Annotated in this window: 17 protein-coding genes and 2 pseudogenes; 6 read left to right on the top strand and 13 right to left on the bottom strand. The window is 43.8% G+C overall.

What is annotated here, in order from left to right:
* Positions 1 to 702, bottom strand: coding sequence for a flavin reductase family protein (locus tag AB6D80_RS16985; protein ID WP_371708400.1), 702 nt, complete (start codon positions 700 to 702; stop codon positions 1 to 3).
* A gap of 241 nt (positions 703 to 943) precedes the next feature.
* Between AB6D80_RS16985 and AB6D80_RS16980 the strand changes: the two genes are divergently transcribed.
* Complete coding sequence (locus AB6D80_RS16980; RefSeq protein ID WP_026012354.1) at positions 944 to 1,351, top strand: hypothetical protein; 408 nt, start codon at positions 944 to 946, stop codon at positions 1,349 to 1,351.
* A gap of 208 nt (positions 1,352 to 1,559) precedes the next feature.
* Here the strand turns inward: AB6D80_RS16980 and AB6D80_RS16975 are convergent, their stop codons facing one another.
* Positions 1,560 to 3,002, bottom strand: coding sequence for an N-acylglucosamine 2-epimerase (locus tag AB6D80_RS16975; protein ID WP_371708401.1), 1,443 nt, complete (start codon positions 3,000 to 3,002; stop codon positions 1,560 to 1,562).
* 233 nt (positions 3,003 to 3,235) lie between these two features.
* Between AB6D80_RS16975 and AB6D80_RS16970 the strand changes: the two genes are divergently transcribed.
* Both AB6D80_RS16970 and AB6D80_RS16965 read left to right on the top strand, forming a co-directional pair.
* A complete protein-coding gene (locus AB6D80_RS16970; RefSeq protein ID WP_009846208.1) occupies positions 3,236 to 3,799 on the top strand; it encodes a DUF2975 domain-containing protein in 564 nt (187 codons plus the stop codon).
* A gap of 10 nt (positions 3,800 to 3,809) precedes the next feature.
* Positions 3,810 to 4,043, top strand: a complete 234-nt coding sequence (locus AB6D80_RS16965) for a helix-turn-helix transcriptional regulator (protein WP_009846209.1) — start codon at positions 3,810 to 3,812, stop codon at positions 4,041 to 4,043.
* Positions 4,044 to 4,120: 77 nt separating this feature from the next.
* Here AB6D80_RS16965 and AB6D80_RS16960 read toward each other — a convergent pair whose 3' ends face one another.
* Positions 4,121 to 4,768 (bottom strand): glutathione S-transferase family protein, encoded by a 648-nt coding sequence (locus AB6D80_RS16960; RefSeq protein ID WP_372189129.1) that lies wholly within the window; start codon positions 4,766 to 4,768, stop codon positions 4,121 to 4,123.
* 138 nt (positions 4,769 to 4,906) lie between these two features.
* Here AB6D80_RS16960 and AB6D80_RS16955 point away from each other — a divergent pair, with 138 nt between their 5' ends.
* On the top strand, positions 4,907 to 5,758 hold the full coding sequence (locus tag AB6D80_RS16955) for a LysR family transcriptional regulator (RefSeq protein ID WP_102582605.1): 852 nt from the start codon (positions 4,907 to 4,909) through the stop codon (positions 5,756 to 5,758).
* A gap of 137 nt (positions 5,759 to 5,895) precedes the next feature.
* On the opposite strand, the pseudogene AB6D80_RS16950 reads toward AB6D80_RS16955, so the two are convergent.
* The 3 genes and pseudogenes from AB6D80_RS16950 to AB6D80_RS16940 all read right to left on the bottom strand — a co-directional run.
* Positions 5,896 to 7,602: pseudogene (locus tag AB6D80_RS16950) on the bottom strand (methyl-accepting chemotaxis protein); the annotation flags it as partial.
* Positions 7,603 to 7,746: 144 nt separating this feature from the next.
* Positions 7,747 to 8,136: pseudogene (locus AB6D80_RS16945) on the bottom strand (methyl-accepting chemotaxis protein); the annotation flags it as partial.
* A gap of 407 nt (positions 8,137 to 8,543) precedes the next feature.
* Entirely contained in the window at positions 8,544 to 10,331 is a 1,788-nt protein-coding gene (locus tag AB6D80_RS16940) for a sigma-54-dependent Fis family transcriptional regulator (RefSeq protein WP_372189127.1), read from the bottom strand.
* Positions 10,332 to 10,657: 326 nt separating this feature from the next.
* Here AB6D80_RS16940 and AB6D80_RS16935 point away from each other — a divergent pair, with 326 nt between their 5' ends.
* Positions 10,658 to 12,178 carry an aldehyde dehydrogenase family protein gene (locus tag AB6D80_RS16935; protein WP_016785531.1) on the top strand — a complete coding sequence of 507 codons (1,521 nt, stop codon included), beginning with the start codon at positions 10,658 to 10,660 and terminating at the stop codon, positions 12,176 to 12,178.
* Between the two features lie 143 nt (positions 12,179 to 12,321).
* Here AB6D80_RS16935 and AB6D80_RS16930 read toward each other — a convergent pair whose 3' ends face one another.
* The 5 genes from AB6D80_RS16930 to AB6D80_RS16910 all read right to left on the bottom strand — a co-directional run bounded on the left by AB6D80_RS16930 (position 12,322) and on the right by AB6D80_RS16910 (position 16,500).
* Positions 12,322 to 13,059 carry an NUDIX domain-containing protein gene (locus AB6D80_RS16930; protein ID WP_017099113.1) on the bottom strand — a complete coding sequence of 246 codons (738 nt, stop codon included), beginning with the start codon at positions 13,057 to 13,059 and terminating at the stop codon, positions 12,322 to 12,324.
* 257 nt (positions 13,060 to 13,316) lie between these two features.
* A complete protein-coding gene (locus AB6D80_RS16925; protein ID WP_017099112.1) occupies positions 13,317 to 13,718 on the bottom strand; it encodes a hypothetical protein in 402 nt (133 codons plus the stop codon).
* A 144-nt stretch (positions 13,719 to 13,862) separates the two neighbouring features.
* A complete protein-coding gene (locus AB6D80_RS16920; protein ID WP_017103493.1) occupies positions 13,863 to 14,195 on the bottom strand; it encodes a multidrug efflux SMR transporter in 333 nt (110 codons plus the stop codon).
* Between the two features lie 162 nt (positions 14,196 to 14,357).
* A complete protein-coding gene (fghA, locus tag AB6D80_RS16915; protein WP_017099111.1) occupies positions 14,358 to 15,197 on the bottom strand; it encodes an S-formylglutathione hydrolase in 840 nt (279 codons plus the stop codon).
* Between the two features lie 154 nt (positions 15,198 to 15,351).
* A complete protein-coding gene (locus AB6D80_RS16910; RefSeq protein WP_017064961.1) occupies positions 15,352 to 16,500 on the bottom strand; it encodes an S-(hydroxymethyl)glutathione dehydrogenase/class III alcohol dehydrogenase in 1,149 nt (382 codons plus the stop codon).
* 701 nt (positions 16,501 to 17,201) lie between these two features.
* On the opposite strand from AB6D80_RS16910, the gene AB6D80_RS16905 reads away from it, so the two are divergent.
* Entirely contained in the window at positions 17,202 to 18,425 is a 1,224-nt protein-coding gene (locus AB6D80_RS16905) for an MFS transporter (protein ID WP_017103072.1), read from the top strand.
* Between the two features lie 294 nt (positions 18,426 to 18,719).
* On the opposite strand, the gene AB6D80_RS16900 is transcribed toward AB6D80_RS16905, so the two are convergent.
* Complete coding sequence (locus AB6D80_RS16900) at positions 18,720 to 19,154, bottom strand: MarR family winged helix-turn-helix transcriptional regulator (protein WP_102556324.1); 435 nt, start codon at positions 19,152 to 19,154, stop codon at positions 18,720 to 18,722.
* Positions 19,147 to 19,563, bottom strand: a complete 417-nt coding sequence (locus AB6D80_RS16895) for an SRPBCC family protein (protein WP_108091300.1) — start codon at positions 19,561 to 19,563, stop codon at positions 19,147 to 19,149. The genes AB6D80_RS16900 and AB6D80_RS16895 overlap by 8 nt, the downstream gene beginning before the upstream one ends.
* Positions 19,564 to 19,789 lie beyond the last annotated feature (226 nt).

Raw genomic sequence — 19,789 nt, 5'->3', positions numbered from 1 at the left:
TTACCGAACAAAATGAGTGAGATTGTGTTCGAAAGCCTCCCATGAGGTTGGGTTGCCTTCGTGGGTCAGTGGAAATAGTGCCCTATTTGGTTTTGCATAGCTTAAACGATGTAACCTCTGCGTGACATGATAACTGTCTAGCCCTGAAATTGTGACTAAATCTAACGCTTCTAAATCTAGGTAGCCGTCCGGCATCACAGCACGTTTTGGCGCGTGAATTGTAACAATTTCACCAATCAACATTTGAGTTTGGTTACTTTCAATTGTTATCTGCTCTTTGAAGGCTAAGCCTATTTTCAGAGGGCTTTCCAAAACAAACGGAGCAGGGAACACATCATCGTAATAGGGCGTGAGACCGACCGCGTTAAATTCTGAGACTGATTTAGGATAACGAGCGGAAGTTTGATGAGCTTTTTGAACAAAGCCCGCCCCTATACTATTGATAGTGAAGTGTTGAGTTTCTAGGATATTTTCTAGTGTATGACGGCGACTTTCCGCAGTCCGGATGATGAAGCCAAGTAAAGGTGGATTCGACCCCAAATGAACCACGGAGCTCACTACTGCAAGATTTTCTAGCCCTTGCTTGTCACAGGTGCCAATAAGGTTTGCGCTTTTAAACCCCGATAAGGAGTTAATTAAACGAGCGCGCTCACGCTGGTCCATTGCTTTGATATCTTGTCTTGAAAGGGTCATTGCCTTCATATCTTCTCTTCTTCTCACTTTTGTTTTCGACGACTTGTTTACTAACCAAACTAAAACATATCTACGCAGCATCGCTTTATTCCGATCATCCAGTTTGAATAAGTGGTTGTGAAAGGAGGATTCTTTTAGAAAATTGCAATTTTCTTGAAATTAAATGTGACACTGTAGCTTAATTTGTTGTTGCAGCGGTTTGCTATTGAGCGATACCATGTACGGCTATTTCTTTGGTAAAGATGTAATTATGTCAGATGAAAAGCTCGCGCTAGAGTGGATGCGCCAACAAGCGCATAGAATTGATCCATATGTTATAAATCCATCATTTGATGAATGCGTTGAGTTGCTTGAGCCTGCCTTTAAGAAGGGCAAGAGTGTCGCGCAGCTAAAATATCTATTATCAGAAGCGGATCGCCGAGCGGGAGCTGCCGAACGTAAACATGCTGCTTTAAAGTTTGCTAAAGAAAAAAGCCCAAAGGCAGGTCAAAACCTTCGTCTGCAAAGCAAACTTCAACAAGTTCAATTGGCATTAAAGTTAGCAACTGGCGATAACAACATGACCATATCGCAGTTCTGCTCTGAGTATGATGTCAGTAAGCGAGACGGCAACGAAGCGTGGAATGAAAAGTTGGTTGAGCAGAATAATAAGAAGTGATTTCGTGATGACGTATATGGTTTAACTGAAGATCCGACAAGATTCACTTGCTTATGTATTCATTTAAAATCCTACCAATAAATGTTGCTCAACGGTATTTCAAAAGCCTGAAGATCTTCTTTTCAGGCTTTGCCAACAGCTAGCCACTCATCAGTTCCGTCTTAGTCGTTAACCACGTCTAAAAGTACCGATGAGTGAATATCAGGTATCAAGGTCGAATGTTGTTGAAACTGACCTTTTGCGTTCCATCACTCTGATTCTCTAATTTAATTACATCTCCTTGATAGTAATAAGGTTCCATTGGCATCTTGCTGTTGGTTGGCCTTGCGTAGTGAAGTACAGCGGATTTACCTTCCTCTTGTCGAGCATATAAATAGCCAATCAGCGCATGTTCAAATTGGTGGTAGCCATTGCCCCAATGGAAAGCTTTAGTACGCTTAGGCTCAAGCCCAACGCCACCGTACTTATGATCTACCCATACATCATGAAAGGTGGGCAGGGTGTATTGCAGTACGTCTTTCATTGAACCATCGATAAGCGATACCGTCATCGCAGCTTGATCAAGCTCAGCCCATTCCCATGATGACGCCCATTGGCTGTGAGGTCTGCTTTGCCAGCCCGTGATATCTTGCCCTTGCCACATCTTCTGAAGTCGCTCGCCAAAGTAGTTAGATACATTGGCAAAATCTTTTTGATATTGCGCCTGAGCCAAAGTGTGTTTCATACCGTCTAAACCAAACTCAGACCAATCGGAATTTTTTAATGCATGACCAGTTAGATAGGTCATCCAATACGCTTTAATGGTGTGCCCAAAATCATTATGATTGGCATTCGGCATCATTGCCGCTTTGTCGTGAATTGCGCCGTAGAAGCGTTGTTCATCTTCAGAGTGGTAGTGATCAATCATGGCTTGCGTGAGCCAGTTTAAGTCATCAAGCCATTTGGCTTTGACGGGCTCTTTGAGCAGAGGAGCGACTAACAACAGGTAGCCGTTTATTTGATCAAGTTGCGCGACCAGTTCACGTCGTTTTGCACTGCCATCTTCACCGTCGGCGAGTACCCAAGCAAGACCGCTGTTGTCGCTAAGTCTATATTTATCAAAGATAAAAGCTTGTTGGGCGATGAGTGCTTCTTCTACCTTTTTGTCTTGGGTCAGGTAGTAGTACATCGCGAGTCCAACCAGCGCATACGCTTGATCTTGAGAGGTACGTTGCTGCCAATCTTGACCCGCTTTTCCCTCTTTTATGTAGCCAATAAAGCCACCATTTTTCTTATCTTCTAGTTGATCAATGAGGTAGTAAGCACCTTGCTTGGCAAGCGATAAAGCTTGTTTGTCTCCAGTAAGGTGATAGAGCACGCCATAGGCATAGGTTTGGCGTGATTTCATACGCGTAAACTCCTTGCCAAAGTGCGGAGTGATCCAGCCTCTGTTCAATTCAGGACACACATCAGATACATCGAGCAAGGTACCATCATCACAACGAAATGTCGGGAAGTTGCCTATCGGTTCTCCCTGTGCGCTCGGCATAAGCCAGTAAGGTGCGAGCCCTTCAGAAGCATGATTGATCCAGTCTTCTCCAGAGGGAAGGGTGACATTGGCAGATACGGCCAAGCTAGTGACACTGAGTAATGCGATGGTTGCTCGTAACATAACGTTTATCTTAACTATTTGAATTTAGTTGAATATAAACAATCACATCTGCACATTGTGATTAGGCGATCACAATCGACCAAATTATTTGTGGTGTAGATGTAGGACTATCTGGGTCTTACTCATTTTAATATTGCAAATAAACAATAAATTATCGTTTATCGATAAATTGTTGTTGATCATCGTTTGTTTTGATCTTAATATTCTTCCATCAACTCAACAGGAATATAAGTATGTCTAAGATTCAAAAACAAAGTCGCCGTGTGCGAATGCTACTGCAGTCCTTTCTTGCACTCACTCCGATTATGGTGTGTTACTTCTGGCTAACGGTTCAAACACCCTATGACTTTCTTAGTGAGATGGGCATTATTCAGTTTTCCATCGAGATGGACTACTTTATAACCTCTCCACTCACAGTCTCTCCACTTACTACGACAACAAGAATCATCGCAATGTTCACCAGTTTGGCGATGTCGAGCATTCTTATGTATGCATTAACGGTTCTGATACGCCTATTCCGTAACTATGAGCGAGGTGAAATCTTCTCTTTAGAAAACGCAATGTCCTATCAGAAACTCGGATATAGCTTGTTTTATTGGGTATTAGGTTCAGTTATCTATGGTTCATTGATGTCAGTGATTCTGTCGTTCAATAATCCACCAGGTGACCGTATCTTTGAGATTAGTTTCGTTGGTATGGACTTTTTAACACTGATATTGGGTATAATTATTTTGATCATCTCGTGGGTGATGAAAGAAGGTTATATTCTGGCTGACGAACATAGCCAAACCATTTAAAGGACTTGTCATGACTATCCGCATTAATTTAGACATTATGATGGCCAAACGGAAAATGCGATTAAAGACATTGGCAAAAGAAGTTGGGATAACAGAAGCCAACTTGTCCGTATTAAAAAATGATAAAGCCAAAGCCGTAAGGCTATCGACGCTCGACAAGCTATGTGAAGTTTTAGAGTGCCAACCTGGTGATATTTTAGAATTTGAACCGAATGATCATAAAGACGGCGTTGCGGCAGAGTAGCCAGTAAGGAAATCGCTTTCAAATCATCTAATAATGAACGAGTCTCGATATCGCATCGAGACTCTTTTTTAATCTATTTATACCGACTCTCCCGCCTCGTCCTCTTCAACCACATCGGTTTCTAAGCTCGCTTCTGCCAACCATTTTTGTACTGATGGGCTGTTGAGTACACGTTGCTGATACTGTGATGCCTTCTCTGAAAGTTTGATGCCATAGGTTTCAACGCGTAATGCCACAGGTGCAAACATCGCATCGGCAATCGACCATTCACCAAATAACCAACCTTCTGGATATTGTTCCATTTTCGTCGACCATATGTCATCAATACGAGCGATGTCTTTCAATGCTTCTTCACTCAAAGCAAGCTTTCGTTGAGCGCGGCAGTTCATCGGCATTTCATTTCTGACGGCAAAAAATCCAGAGTGCATCTCTGCCGAAATCGCTCGGGCATGAGCGCGTTCTTTCACGGATTTAGGCCATGCTGCGCCGTCCAAGTAAGCTTCGTTAACGTATTCGAGTATCGCCAGTGAATCCCATACAGCAACGTCACCGTCAACCAGGGTTGGAACTTTGGCTGTTGGTGTCACTGAAGCTAGTGTGTCGTAAAAATCAGAAGTGAATAGCTTGAGCTTGATGACTTCCGCATTGAGGTTGTAGTTGTCGAATATTAGCCATGCGCGTAATGACCAAGTTGAGTAGTTCTGGTTTCCAATATAAAGCTGCATAGTTGCTTCCTTGCGTTTAGTGTGGATGCTTTGAGACTTAGGGTAAGGTATTGAGCCTTAGGGGCATGCATTTGAGCTTAGGGGATTGTATTGCGGCGCACTAACGGATAATTTTGATGCAATACATTAATAAAAACGATGGGTAGTGATTTCAATATGGATATTGATGCTTTGCGAGGCTTTCTCGCGTTTGTAGAAACCAGTAGCTTTACTCGTGCAGCGAAACAGATAAATCGCACCCAGTCGGCATTCAGTGCGCAGATGCGCAAACTGGAAGAAGAACTCAACGTGACCCTTTTCCAGAAAGAAGGCCGTAATCTCGTGCTGACAGAGGCTGGCTTAGCGCTGCGTTCTCATGCTGAACAGTTGGTCGCCCTCCACAATACCGCCCTCAAGCAAGTAAAGCGTTACGAAGACAAACAACCTCTAAGACTCGGTTGCCCTGAAGACTACAATGACACTATTCTGCCAAAAGTGATTCGCCTGTTGCAGAAAGCAGAACCCACCTGTTCTATTCAAGTATTCAGCCTACCAAGTATTACGCTCAGAGAGTGGTTGGATGATGGTAGGCTTGATGCTGCAATTGTCACCCGAGCGCCTGACAGTGAAGAGGGCTATTGGCTGACCAGTGATGTGGGTGTATGGATAAGCAGCCCAGACTATGTGTTCGATGATTCTAAACCCGTCCCACTAGCCTTGTTTCAGACCGATTGTAAGTATCACGCAGCGGCAGTGAATGGCCTAACTAAACAGGGTACGCCTTATCAGTTGTTGGCGTGCAGTAATACCGCTTCGGCGCAACGTGCCATTGTTAAAGCAGGTTTAGCGATTGGCGCGATGGGTAAGCTGAGTGTGACTTCTGATTTGAACATTCTGGAAGATATGCCATCACTGCCTTCGGTGGATATTGTGCTGATCCTAGCGAGCAAACATCACCCAGTGTTAGACAAAGAAGTGCTTAACCAACTTGTGGAGTTGGACTCCAATTAGATTTTTGCTCGGTGAGGGTAATGTTGAGTGCGGAGCTAAAATAGATAGGCCGAGAACATGGTGTTTCACGAAGAACGTTGCGTTTCTCCGAAAACATAGTGGTTCTCGGCCTAGTTATTGTTAGACGTTGTTGGTAATTAAGAAAGCTTGAACTTACTCAGTTCGCCGTGTAAATCACCGGCTTTCAATGTCAGCTCATTACTGATTGCCACTGATGATGTCATGGTGTCCATCACTTCCACTGCTGTGTCATTGATGATAACGACATTGCGGTTAATCTCTTCTGACACAGAGCTTTGCTCTTCAGCCGCGGAAGCGATCTGATTGTTCATGTCATTAATCACTTCAATCGCTTGGTTGATTTCAGACAAGGCTTGATGTGCAGCTTCGGTTTCACTTTTTGTGTTGTTCGCTTGGTTCTGGCTTTGCTCCATCAGTACCACAATAGATTGAGTCTCTTGTTCTAAGCGAGCCAACATAGAGCGAATCTCTTCTGTTGAACCTTGAGTTCGATTCGCTAGGTTACGAACCTCATCAGCAACCACTGCAAAGCCTCGACCAGCCTCTCCTGCACGAGCTGCCTCAATCGCTGCATTCAGTGCAAGTAAGTTAGTTTGCTCTGCAATGCCACCAATCTCGCTCAAGATACCCTGAATAGCGGTGCTCGAATCGACTAAGTTCTGTGTTTGTTGCTGCGCATCGTTAACCTGCACAGCTAAGCTGTCTACAGCACTGGCGGCATTGTCCATGCGCGTCATACCATTGAGACTGTTGCTCTGCACTTGGCTTGCTGCTGCCGCTGCTTGAACCGCTGAGTTCGCCACTTCTTGCGCTGTTGCACTCATTTCATTGATAGCGGTGGCAAGTGAGTTCACTTCGTTAACTTGAGAATTCAGCTGGTCACGTGAAACTTCAGCACGAGCTTGGCCTTCTGTCGCGTTTTTATCCACTTGGTCAGCCGTTAGCATCACGGTAAGTAGCATCTCTTGTATGCGAGATAGGAAGGTATTGAACCAGTGTGCAAGCTGAGCGGTTTCATCCTTACCTTTCACTTCAATGCGATAAGTTAAGTCACCTTCACCCTGTGCTGCATCTTTAAAGCGTTCCACTAAGTTGTTCAAAACCTTCCCCAAAGAGTTAGCAATGAATGCCATTGAGGCAATGCCTAGAAGAGCGGCGATGATTCCCGCCCACACACCTTTTTCAAGTGCTTTTGAATTCTGAGCATCACTCCACTCGGTGTAGTCATTGACGCTTTTGGCTAGGTGACTACTAGGAACAGACACCATGACTACCCATGGCGCATCACTGGTATCGATTGCAGTAATCGCGTACTCATCGCCGCCGAAAGTCACAAGACCGGCGCCTTCTCTGTTAGCGATAGACTGAATCTTTGACCATTCAGATTCCAATTCAGAAGAGACTTTTTTACCCACCATATTTCCAGCTCGGCTGTTGGCCAGTGTAATGCCTTTCCATGAAGTGATTAGGATTTTTCCTTGGCCATCAAACAGGTTACGCGCAAGTAACTCACTTTGGCTTTGGAGTTCATGTAGGGATAAATCAAAGCCTAGCGAGCCGATGATTTTTCCGTCATGTTTGATTGGTTGGCTGATGGTGGTAATGAGCTCTTGTTTGCCGCGCACTGAATAAAAATACGGTTCCATCACAAACGTTTTACCTGTTTGATATGGCATTAAGTGCCAGTCATCTTTGCGCTCACCGTTGCTGTTGAGCTCGGTATTGCTAAAGCTTTCCATTGCGACAGCATCAAAGCTGTTCTGGTCATTGGGAGAGAAGAAAGGCGCAAGGTAGCCCTGACTGTTAAAACCTAACTCAGTGTTTGAGCTTAACTCGATGTTTGAGCCAGATTCGATATTCGAGTCTGATTCTGTGTTAATGCTCAGTTCCGTGTTCGAGTCTTGTTGATTATCTGAAATCAGCGACGTCTCTGAGCCATTTTCGCTGTTCACGTTGAGCTCGTTATTCAAGACAGACTGTTGTGACCATGTCTTATCTTCCCAAACCATGTAACCCGCAAATACAGCTTTGTTTTGTGCTTCCAATGCCGCAGTAAACTGTTTCACGATAAGCTCTGCACTTGCGTCGGTTTCTGAACTTAATTCGATGATTGAGCGCACTTGTTTAAGGTTCGCTAATACGGGGTTGAGCTGGTTAGCGATGTTCAAACCTTGTTGAAGTGCCGTGTTTTGTAAATCCGTAGCGGTGGCCTCTGTCAGCTGCGTTTTTACTTTTTCAGTGACTTGTTTATTCACATCGGTAAATGCGTTGGTCGTCATTCCCATGGCGATTAACAGAGTGAAAGCCATCGCTCCGCCCGCACTCACCGCAATTCGCGTTCGTATACTGTTAAACATATTATCTCTCTAACCAAATAGTGGTAGTTTTTCAGAGATTTTAAACAAGATACGTGAATGGAAAATTCTAAATAATGAACATAATAAGAATAGGGTGATTAAAAATATAAATAGGATGGTATAACGCTCCGGATTATGTCTTTTAGAGAGGAGCTATAAGATAGGTGTATGGTTGTTTTTATTCTATTATCTAATTGTATTTGTTGATATTTTATACTTGATGCCGTTTTTAATTTCCGGGTAAATCAGGAGGTTGTAGTTTGAGGATGTTGTGGATATATATTACTCATTATATGACATCAGTCACATTTTAATTTCATCCGAAGTGTGGAATCCCCACTTAAAAAGTATGTATTTATACTTTGCAGACTAAATTCAAGTAACTGGGCCATTGATCATCTTGATTATTAAAGAATCCCCAAGCTCTTTAGCTTTCGATAAATGGTATTGCGGCTGATCCCCAGTATTCTCGAAGTCTTGCTGATGTTGCCTTGATTCGCTTGATAGGTTTGTAGCAAAGTTTCCTCAACGGTACTTCTTAAATCGTTATTCGTTGTGCCTTTGGTGGTATTTTGAGTCGTCAGTTGATGCTGATTATCTTGCGCTAATAACGTGAGATGTTGAGCAAGATGGCCAGGTACATGTTCTAGCGTGAGTTGTGGTTCATCACTTGCCAATAGAGCAGCAACCTTAAGTAAGTTGTCCAATTCGCGGATATTACCCGGCCATGAATAGGCGCACAGCAAACTCATGAGGTGTGGGCAAATTGATTGTTCACCCTCGGCGTATTTACGATGAATATGCTCGATTAAGGCGTGCTTGTCTTGTCGATGTTGCAGGCTTGGTAAAGTGAAGGCCAAGCCATTCAGGCGATAAAAGAGATCTTGTCGAAATTCTCCAGTTGCGACTAGCTGCTCTAGGTTTTTATGAGTCGCGGCGATGATCTGACAATCGACTTGGTAGCTCTGATTTGAGCCAACAGGCACTACTGACTTATCTTGTAGAACATGCAGCAATCGACACTGAGCCTCTAACGGCATGTCGGCGATCTCATCCAAAAATAGAATGCCCTTGTCTGCTTGACGGATTTTGCCTTGGAACCCTTTGTGGCTTGCGCCAGTAAAAGCGCCCGGCGCGTAGCCAAACAGCTCAGATTCGATAAGATCTTTCGGCAGCGCACCGCAGTTCACCGCAACTAACGGTGACGATTTACGTTGGCTTTGCTTGTGCAATGCTTTAACAAACTCGCCCTTACCGACCCCCGTTTCTCCTAAGATTAATAGGCTGATCCCTTTGTCGATTACCTTGTTGGCCTGCTGCCAAGCATGTTCAATTTGTTGTTCACCATGGTGCAAATCGCACGATGCTGAAATGGAACGCGTGCGTTTTGCAGTTGGTTGTTTGAGGTGCTGTTTCTCAAACACAAAGGGCGTGTCTAATGAGGTTCGGTTGAAGAGGGTATCTATGCATTCGCCGACGATCGAGGTTTGATCCAGCAGTTGAGAGGCGACCTGATTGTGCACCACTACCTCACCAGCTTCATTGGCTATTACTATCCCTTGCCAACCACTGTGTAATAAAGATTTCTCACACGCGAGATCGATTCGAGTGGTGCCTTGTGGGATATGACTCAGAAGTTGATTTTCAACAAGCTGAACCATATTTTGAACCAGTAATTGCACCGAGCTGTCGTGTTGCTGTTGTTCACTGGTGATGTCCAATACGCCAACCATTTGACCTTGATGATCAAACACCGGGCTTGCTGAACAACTGATAAATCGATGCTGGTGGATGAAGTGTTGTTCGCCAATGATGGATACGGGTTTCGCTTCAACAATCGCGGTGCCAATCGCGTTGGTGCCCTTAAGTTGTTCCTGCCAACATGCTCCCGAGCTGAGTGCAATTGACGTCAGCTTCTCTTTAAACCGCTCTTGTCCCCAACTTGCCAGAATTACCCCTTCAATATCCGTCAGAATCAAACGACTGTCAGTGCGTGCAAACATCTGATTAAACAGAGGCAGAGCATTACGTTCGACGATATGAATCAAGTCGGACGATTGATGACGTCGCTGTTTAAGGAGCGATTGTGGCAGGCGAATGTCTTCGGGAAGTCGTCTCTGTTTTAGACCCGCTTCTGTGCTGCGGTGCCAAGAGGATGAAAGCCAATCTGAGGTGTTTGCTTGTTGAAGATGCATGACTGTTCCATGTCGTAACAGTGAGGGTGTACCAATTTGGAACAGTTGAACACTGGAGTGGTTTCCAGACGTCCGTTCAATGCCAACTCACTTAGGGTTGTAAACGTTTGGTAATCATAGTTTTACAATTTATTAACAACAAGTTTTGAAGTTCTGGCGTGTGATTTGCGTTGTTACTGTTGTGAAGAAAACACGAAGTATCAGTGTTTTAAACAGAAATTATAAACATGGGCGTCTTGTCATGAGTTCTTTTCTCAAGACGAGCAGCCACAAAATAAGAAAGCTCTAGCTCAATAACGAAGAACAAATCAAAGAAGGATCTAACTATGATTTACGCACAGCCGGGTAGTGATAACGCAGTGGTTAACTTTAAAGCGCAATACGATAACTTTATCGGTGGTGAGTGGGTGAAGCCTGTCAGCGGCGAGTATTTTGATAACACTTCCCCAGTAAATGGTCAGGTGTATTGCCAAGTCGCGCGCTCAACAGAGGCCGACATTAGCTTGGCACTCGATGCCGCGCATGCTGCTCGTGCAAGTTGGGCTTCGACCAGTGTGACTGAGCGTTCGAACATTCTGCTTAAAATTGCCGACCGCATTGAAGCGAACCTTGAAGAAATCGCAGTCGCCGAGACGTGGGAAAACGGCAAGCCAGTGCGTGAAACTCTGGCGGCAGACATTCCTTTGGTTGTCGATCATTTCCGTTACTTTGCGGGTTGTATTCGAGCACAAGAAGGCAGCGCAGCAGAGCTAGATTCAAACACCGCAAGTTATCACTTCCCTGAACCTATTGGTGTGGTGGGGCAGATCATTCCTTGGAACTTCCCGATTTTAATGGCGGCTTGGAAATTGGCACCTGCACTGGCTGCGGGCTGTTGTGTGGTGATGAAGCCCGCCGAGCAAACACCGACATCGATTTTGGTGATGATGGAGAAGATCGCTGATCTTCTACCTGCAGGCGTAGTCAACATCGTGAATGGTTTTGGTAGCGAAGCGGGTCAAGCGTTAGCAACCAGCGATCGTTTGGCGAAGCTAGCGTTTACCGGTTCAACAGAGGTCGGCCACCATATCCTGAAATGTGCCGCAGAAAGCTTGATTCCATCAACGGTAGAACTTGGCGGTAAGTCTCCAAATATCTACTTCCCAGATATCTTTAACCATGAAGACGAATACCTCGATAAGTGTGTCGAAGGTATGCTGCTGGCGTTCTTCAACCAAGGTGAAGTGTGTACCTGTCCATCACGTGTGTTGATTCATGAATCGGTATACGACAAGTTCATCGCCAAGGTGGTCGAACGTGCTCAAACTATTAAACAAGGTAACCCGTTAGATACCGATACTCAGGTGGGTGCACAAGCTTCTAAAGAACAGTTCGATAAGATCTTGAGCTACCTAGAAATCGGTCGTCAAGAGGGCGCGAAAGTGCTGACCGGTGGTGAAATAGCGCAGCAACCAGATGATCTCGGTAATGGCTATTACATTCAGCCAACCATGCTGGAAGGGCACAATAAGATGCGCGTATTCCAAGAAGAGATCTTCGGCCCTGTTATCGCGGTGACGACGTTTAAAGATGAAGCGGAAGCGCTAGAGATTGCTAATGACACCGAGTATGGCTTGGGTGCAGGCGTGTGGACGCGTGATGCAAACCTAGCGTATCGCATGGGTCGTAACATTGAAGCGGGGCGTATTTGGGTGAACTGTTACCACGCTTACCCAGCTCATGCCGCGTTTGGTGGTTACAAAAAATCGGGCATTGGCCGTGAGACACACAAGATGATGCTCGATCACTACCAAAATACTAAGAACCTGTTGATCAGCTACGATACTAATCCGTTGGGCTTCTTCTAATACAGGTTCGTTCTAAAAGTATGAGAATGAATCATGGGTACAAAGAATAACTAACAACGCAGTAGGCTTAATTAAGAAAAACAAAAGCTAGAAACCAAAACGCCCAATTCAATTGAGTTGGGCGTTTTTATGCTTGAATCGTTCTAGTTTTGCGAAAAGAAGATCTCGGGCTTGTGGGTTGGGCCAGAATTACCTTCTAGCTGAGTAAGCTCTAATCCTTGTTTCCCTATCAGAGAACCGACCAATTGGCGGTTAAACGGGTAACTGTCAGGGTTGTTAATGTACTCTTCAACATCAACCCATTTAGCCTCTGCAATTTCATCAGTGTCTTGAATCGCGATCTCTTGAGTTTGAGCAATAAGGTGACAAATAAAGTAGAGGTTCGATTTGCCAAATTGATATGGGTGTCTTGTTGCCATGCCAACCACCGAAACGAACGTTGCCTCGATACCTGTCTCTTCCAAGGTTTCACGAACAACCGATTCCTCAATACCTTCACCCAACTCAATATGGCCGCCCGGTAATTTGTAGCCTGTCATACCGTGCTCTTTAATCATCAGCACTTGATTATGTTCGTTGGTGATCAATGCGCCTGCGCCCAAGGTGTGGGTAGGGATGAAAGGCACAAACTCTACAATCTCGGATTTATGGATCAGTGTGATTTCGTCTTCTAGACAGTTGTGAAACACAAAGCCAAGCTCAGTCGCCACCGGAATAAGGTGCGAGAGTGAAATAGGTAAACTAATCCAAATAATGCCTTTGTTGTTCTGCTTTGAAAATTCGGTGATCTCGCTGAGTTCGGCATTGAATGAGTCAGCATTGTGAGGGGCGGTTGCTGGGTCGATGATGATGCCGTTAAATTTGTCGAGCGTAAATTCCACGAGTGATCCTTTATTATTTTTGATTTATTGAGCGTCGAGCATAATCTGAGCTTATAACATCTTAAAGGCTTATAACACCTATGCAGCTTGCGACAGTTAGATTGTTTTTATCATCTTGGGATAAAGGGCAGTTGCGGGTGAAAGTGGAAAAGAGGAGAGTTTAAGGCGGGCGGCTTGAAACAAAAATTGCGCTAGAAACAAAAACTGCGCTTGGAAGCCAAAGCGCAGTTTTAAATCGGGTCTATTTGGGTTCGACGCTAACGAACATAGTTCGCATCAATACTCACGTACCAGTGCTGAAGCTTGCCGTCAGGTTTTTTGATCCACAAATCGTTGGTGTAGCTCTCGATCTTGCCGTTAACCGTTAAACTGAACGTATTCTCGTCGAATTCGCCAAGCTTCACGAACTGGTCTGTGGTAACCAGGAACGGGTCCATGTCGTCCACGCCAACCACATCTGAAATCACATAGTAGTGGTAAGTCAGCGGCTTGCTCGCATCATTCGGGTTGCTGCGGTACGCCACAAGCTTGAATGGTTCCGTTAATGGAAGGTCGAGCGTTTGCTTGTCCATGGTCGCTGGAATCGGGATAAACAGCCAAGCGGTAAACAGACCGCTTAATAAAACCATCAGGAAGAAAAGAGTCTTAATTGCTTTCATAGCAACCTTCAAAATAGGTGATGTAGAAGACGCTATGGTAACAGGTTTGATTTGCCGATTGTAAGAGTATGAATAAGTGAAGGCGACACTGTCTGTTAGGAAACTTGAACGAATTGACACACTGTTCATAAGTCACTATCTACACTAGTGCGAGTGACCTTGAGATAGGTTGATCATCACAACACCTGCTGCCACAAATAACATACCAACCCACACCATAGTATCGAGGTGCTGGCGGTAAACAAACGTAGAAATCAAGCTCACGGTTACGATAGCCAAGCCCGCCCATAAAGAGTGAACCACACCTACAGGCATCCCTTTCATTGCTTGGCTCAAAAATAGAAATGCCGCCAAATGTCCTGAAATCACCAATAGAGCAGGGATGGGTTTAGATAAGCTGAAACCGCCGGTTGCTTTAAGTGCTACGTGAGAAAGTGCTTCCGCCATCACGCCCATCATTAAGAAAAACCAGCTCATAGTCGTACCTTTTAGTTGTATTGTTTTTTGTTGGTATAGCGGGGGTATTTGAAAGTGTTAATCGTTGTTGCTGATCTTTAGTCACAGCGTATTTGCCCAAACAGCAGGCACAAAAAAGCCCACACCTCACGCTTTTGCAAGGTGTGGGCTAATTCGGTGTGACTACTTGTTTAGGTAAGCAGCATGGAACTCAATGTGTTCATCAATAAAGCTAGAGATGAAGTAGTAGCTGTGGTCGTAACCTGGCTGCATACGTAGCTCTAAATCGGCATTGGTTACCTTAGCCGCTTCGACTAATTGCTCAGGCTTAAGCTGTTCAATCAGGAAGTTATCGGCTTCGCCTTGGTCAACCAACATTGGCAGTTTAGTGCCTTTGGTTTTTAGAAGCTCAGAGGCATCGTAGTGCTTCCACTCTTCAATATCTAAGCCCAAGTATTGGTTGAAGGCTTTTTGTCCCCAAGGGCATTGCATTGGGTTGGTGATTGGGCTGAATGCCGAGATAGAACGGTAGCTATCTTCGTTTTTGATACCAATCGTTAGGGCACCGTGTCCGCCCATGCTATGACCAGAAATCGATTTCACTGAAGTCACAGGGAAGAAAGACTCAATAAGTGCTGGTAGCTCTGTTACCACGTAATCGTACATGTGGTAATGGCTGTCCCATGGTGCTTGAGTGGCATTCACATAGAAGCCTGCACCTTGGCCGAGATCGTAGCTTTCATCGTCGGCAACGCCTTCGCCGCGTGGGCTTGTATCAGGTGCAACAATAGCAATGCCTTGCTCAGCCGCGGCTTTGAACGCGCCGGCTTTTTGCATGAAGTTTTCATCGGTACAGGTTAAGCCTGATAACCAATACAAAACAGGAACTGGGTTTTCTTTGCTTGCGTTAGGCGGCAAGAAAATCGCAAAACGCATGTTGCAGTCAAGCGTTGCAGAAAAGTGGGTGTATTGTTTGTGCCAACCACCAGCAACCTTTGCTTGGCTAATGTTTTCGATTGTCATCTATTGTGCTCCGTTAGGTTGATGGTTTTAGGAGTAACTTGTCTATGTCATTTAAAGTTTCACCACCCACCGGGCAGGAGGTGGTGAAGACAGTTTGTTGCTTTTCATTTATAACTTTGGCCTCGATGCTCGAAAGGATCGAGGCCAAGGAGAATTATTTATCCATGTGTAGAACAGTACGGATAGATTCACCTTTGTGCATTAGGTCGAATGCTTCGTTTACGTCTTGCAGACCCATTGTGTGAGTGATGAACTCTTGAAGACCAAACTCACCTGCCATGTAGCGGTTAACGATTTCTGGAAGCTCAGAGCGGCCTTTAACACCACCGAAAGCAGAACCACGCCATACACGACCAGTCACTAGTTGGAATGGACGAGTTGCAATCTCTTGACCTGCACCCGCAACACCAATGATTACTGATTCGCCCCAACCTTTGTGGCAGCACTCAAGTGCTTGACGCATCACGTTTACGTTACCAATACACTCGAAAGAGTACTCAACACCGCCGTCTGTCATCTCAACGATAACGTCTTGGATTGGTTTGTCGAATTTAGTTGGGTTGATGCAGTCTGTCGCGCCAAGCTGTTTTGCTAGCTCGAATTTGCTCTCGTTGATATCAACGCCGATGATGCGGTCAGCACCAGCCATGCGAGCACCAATGATTGCAGAAAGACCGATGCCGCCTAGGCCGAATACAGCAACGTTGTCGCCTTTTTCAACTTTAGCTGTGTTCAATACAGCGCCCATACCCGTAGTTACACCACAACCTAGAAGACAAACTTCTTCAAGTGGTGCTTCTTTGCTTACTTTCGCTAGAGAGATTTCTGGAAGTACTGTGTACTCAGAGAAAGTAGAGCAACCCATGTAATGGAAAATTGTTTCGCCATTGATAGAGAAGCGGCTTGTACCGTCTGGCATCAGGCCTTTACCTTGCGTTTCACGAACGGCTTGGCATAGGTTAGTTTTACCAGATTTACAGAACTTACATTCGCCACATTCAGCTGTGTAAAGTGGGATAACGTGGTCGCCAATCTCAACACTTGTAACGCCTTCGCCGATCATCTCAACGATGCCGCCACCTTCGTGACCAAGAATTGAAGGGAAGATACCTTCTGGATCGTCACCTGATAATGTGAATGCGTCAGTGTGACAAACACCAGTAGCAACGATGCGAACTAGAACCTCACCAGCTTTAGGAAGTTGTACATCAACTTCTTCCATTTTTAGTGGCTCGCCAGCTGCCCATGCAACCATTGCTTTTGATTTGATATGAGTTTGACCAGGTTTAATTTCGATTGTCATTGGATGTTTCCTATATATGTCAGTACAGCGGATAACTGTGCAATTAGCTTCAACCCGTTAAGAGTAGTTGAGCTTAATTGTTTCCGCTCTCTCGTTTTGTTGGAGCCAGTATAGGTGCGAGTGCATTTTTTGATAATCCCCTTAAATAGAAAATGATTATTACCTATATGTAATAATCAATGTGTTCAGAGGAGTTCGAAGAGGGGGTAGTTACTCAGAAAACCTAAGGACGCTCTGAGTAGCTTTCTATGGAAGACATTAATTGGAAACAAATGGGGCGTAAGTTAGTAGGCTATGTGATTTGGTGTGGTGGCCATCAACTTGTTTAGAGTTTTGTGAGTTATTAAGGGCTCTAACTCATTTCTGCCCCTTTCCGAGTTTGCGCAACAGAACGGTGCTTAAATTAACCTGATAATTCCCCAAATTTTCTTTATGTCAGGCCACAGGTTGGGGCTGCTCACTTTCTACCAAAATTGAGCATTCGTTATGGAATGATCCTAGCTATAAATGTGCATATTTACTTATATTGGCATATAGAAATAAAATCAAAGTAGTGGTTGTACTTGTCGAGATGACGTAGAGTGCTCGACTAACTAACACGTTGATTTTATGAGTCATAAAGTTAACCACTCAAAGATGGTTTGCTCAAGAGGCAAAGACAAGGAACGACGATTATCAGTAAATTTCTTAAAGCTGTTTCCATGTATAGAGGCTTACCTTCAAATATATACTACATAGCTATTGCTAGAATGATACTTGGCATGGGTAACTTTATTATTCCATTCCTAGTGTTACTTCTTACCGAAAAACTGTCTTACTCGACAACGGTAGCTGGTTCTTTGGCCATGGGAGTTACGGGAGCATACCTTGCAGGTAACTTCTTAGGTGGCAAGCTTTCAGATAAGTTTGGCCATAAGAATATAATGGTCGCTGGCGAACTAATCGGTTCAATCTTGTTATTAGCATGCGGGTTTGCCCCTGATAGTGCAACATTGGTTCCTGTTTTGCTTTTTGCCGCCTATTTCTTTATGGGATTAGCATTACCTGCAAGCAATTCTTTGGTTGCAGACTTATCGACACCAAAAAACCGTGATGCTGTAATGTCACTTAGTTACCTAGCATATAATTTTGGTTCGGCTGTAGGACCGATATTAGCTGGATATCTTTTCTGGAACTATACGAGTTGGATATTTTTGGGAAATGGGCTCGCAGCTTTAATTGGGATTTTGGTTGTTCTATTGCTCGTAAAACCAGAGACTATTCATCAAGTTGAATCCACTGAGGTAGACTCGGAACTAGAAAAAAGTGTTTCAGGTTCTGTTTGGTCTGTACTAATGGATAGACCACATCTGGTAGTTTTTACTTTGTTTACTGGATTGTTGTGGTTTTCTCTTAATCAAATGACGATGGCGAGTCCTTTATATTTGAACCATATTTTTGGTACTGAAGGTCCTGTTATTTTTGGGCAGTTAATGACATATGCTTGCGTACTGGTTGTGCTTATTACACCATTGTTGATGAAAATGACTTCGTCAAAAACAGAGACAGTGAGCCTTGCATATTCGGGGTTGTTGTTTACTTCTGGATATTTTCTCATATTACTGTTCCCAACTATCCCTGTTCACTTTCTGGCGTGGTTTTTCTTATCAGCGGGAGAAGTTTTATTACTGACTAAAGAGGGGGTTTATTTGGCAAACCAGTCACCAAATAGCCACAGAGGTAGAATTCAAGGTGTACTTATTACATTTAGAAGTTTGTTGGTAATGCCTAGCTTCGTAATTATTGGATTCACTATAGATACATACGGATATCTATCTACTTGGACAATTGTTATTTTGGTATCCATTCTCGCTGTCATCGGATTGTTAGCGATGAATCGCCATCAAAACAGAGTTAAGCCTGCTCGTGTGTTAGAAAAAAGCTAGTTGTGTTCAACAAGAGTCGATGTTCAATGAATATACCTGCCTGAAGCATCGTTATGCAGGTTTGTATTCCGTTAAACAAGTTACGCACTGCACGAAATTGTCCATTTTCTTTCCACAATGACCACCTCTAGAAAACGGTGGTCATTGTGTTTTGATATACCAAAAGTTATCTGAAAGCTAAATATCGCCCGAAGCGGATAAGAAGGTTTTGTCCAAAAGTTTCTTCGGTTGAATAATAATCGATCCCACATGTGTGGAAGTTTAATCGGCAAATTGTTGTATCATTAGATTCGCTTAACTATTTTTAAGGCCTAGTAGCAGAGAAGTAAATATTGCTCTCTGGTCTTGTAGGCTCTCGAAGTATAGCTGGTCTAACTCTTCTACCTGAGCGATGGCTTTTTTTGTTAGAGATTCTCCATCTTTCGAGAGTTTGAGCGAAAAACTACGTGTATCTCTAACGCCTTTATCTTTAATTATGATCTCATTAGCGACTAGAGTCTTCATCGACTTGGATAATGTCATCTTATCCAAGCCAGTGATATTGACTATTTCTGCTTGTGTTGTTTCGTTTTTATTCTTGTTACACCATAGTATGGAGGCGAGTATAACGAACTGAGTATGATTAATATTTAGAGGCTTAAGGTGCTTCATTACCTCTGAATGCCATTTATTGTAAACAACCCAGAGTTGTAGACCTACGCTGTTCGAAGGGAGTTCATGCTTAAACATTGTTTTCAGCCCTTTTTTTTAGTCCTTCAAGAGTAGACGGAAGGCCTTTATAGATTTTCTTCCCAACGACTTTCCCAAATAAAAAGCTAGTTAAACCTGAAAACTTAACTCTATGAATTACTTGAGTTACTTTTCCCTTGACCTGCAAATGATGCTCAAACGATAGAATGCAGAATGGTAGTTTACTTGTTACTGTAAAGTGCTTATTTGGTGTGGCATCTGTAATTACAATCCGTGATTTTGGTCCATTACTTGGCTTTAGAATACCTTTAGTTCCTATCTTGAACTCTCCCATGAGATGAGAATAGTCAACTTCTTTATCCCATTTGCTCCAATTTTCCACATCGGTATATAACGAATATATGTCTTGAGGTGAGGCTTCAATGCAAATACGTTCTTCAAAAATCATTCTGTTCCATCTCTATTGGAAGTTGGTAAACTAATTTACTATATTTTGTTATGGGTATGTTTGCAAGAGCAATATGAGTGTATTAAATAGGAGATAGCAATGCGCTTAATAACTATTATCTATAAGCATTTAAAATGGAACAAAGTTAACAATTTGCCATACCAGTAGTTATGTCAGCGCCGATGTAAAAATGACCCACTAACGTCGATTTAAAATTGACCCACCT

Origin of the sequence: Vibrio sp. 10N.247.310.17, from assembly GCF_041466605.1 — a bacterium.
Classification (GTDB): domain Bacteria; phylum Pseudomonadota; class Gammaproteobacteria; order Enterobacterales; family Vibrionaceae; genus Vibrio; species Vibrio tasmaniensis_A.
Note: the sequence above shows the minus strand (reverse complement) of the source record. Positions and strands in the feature narration are given on the sequence as shown.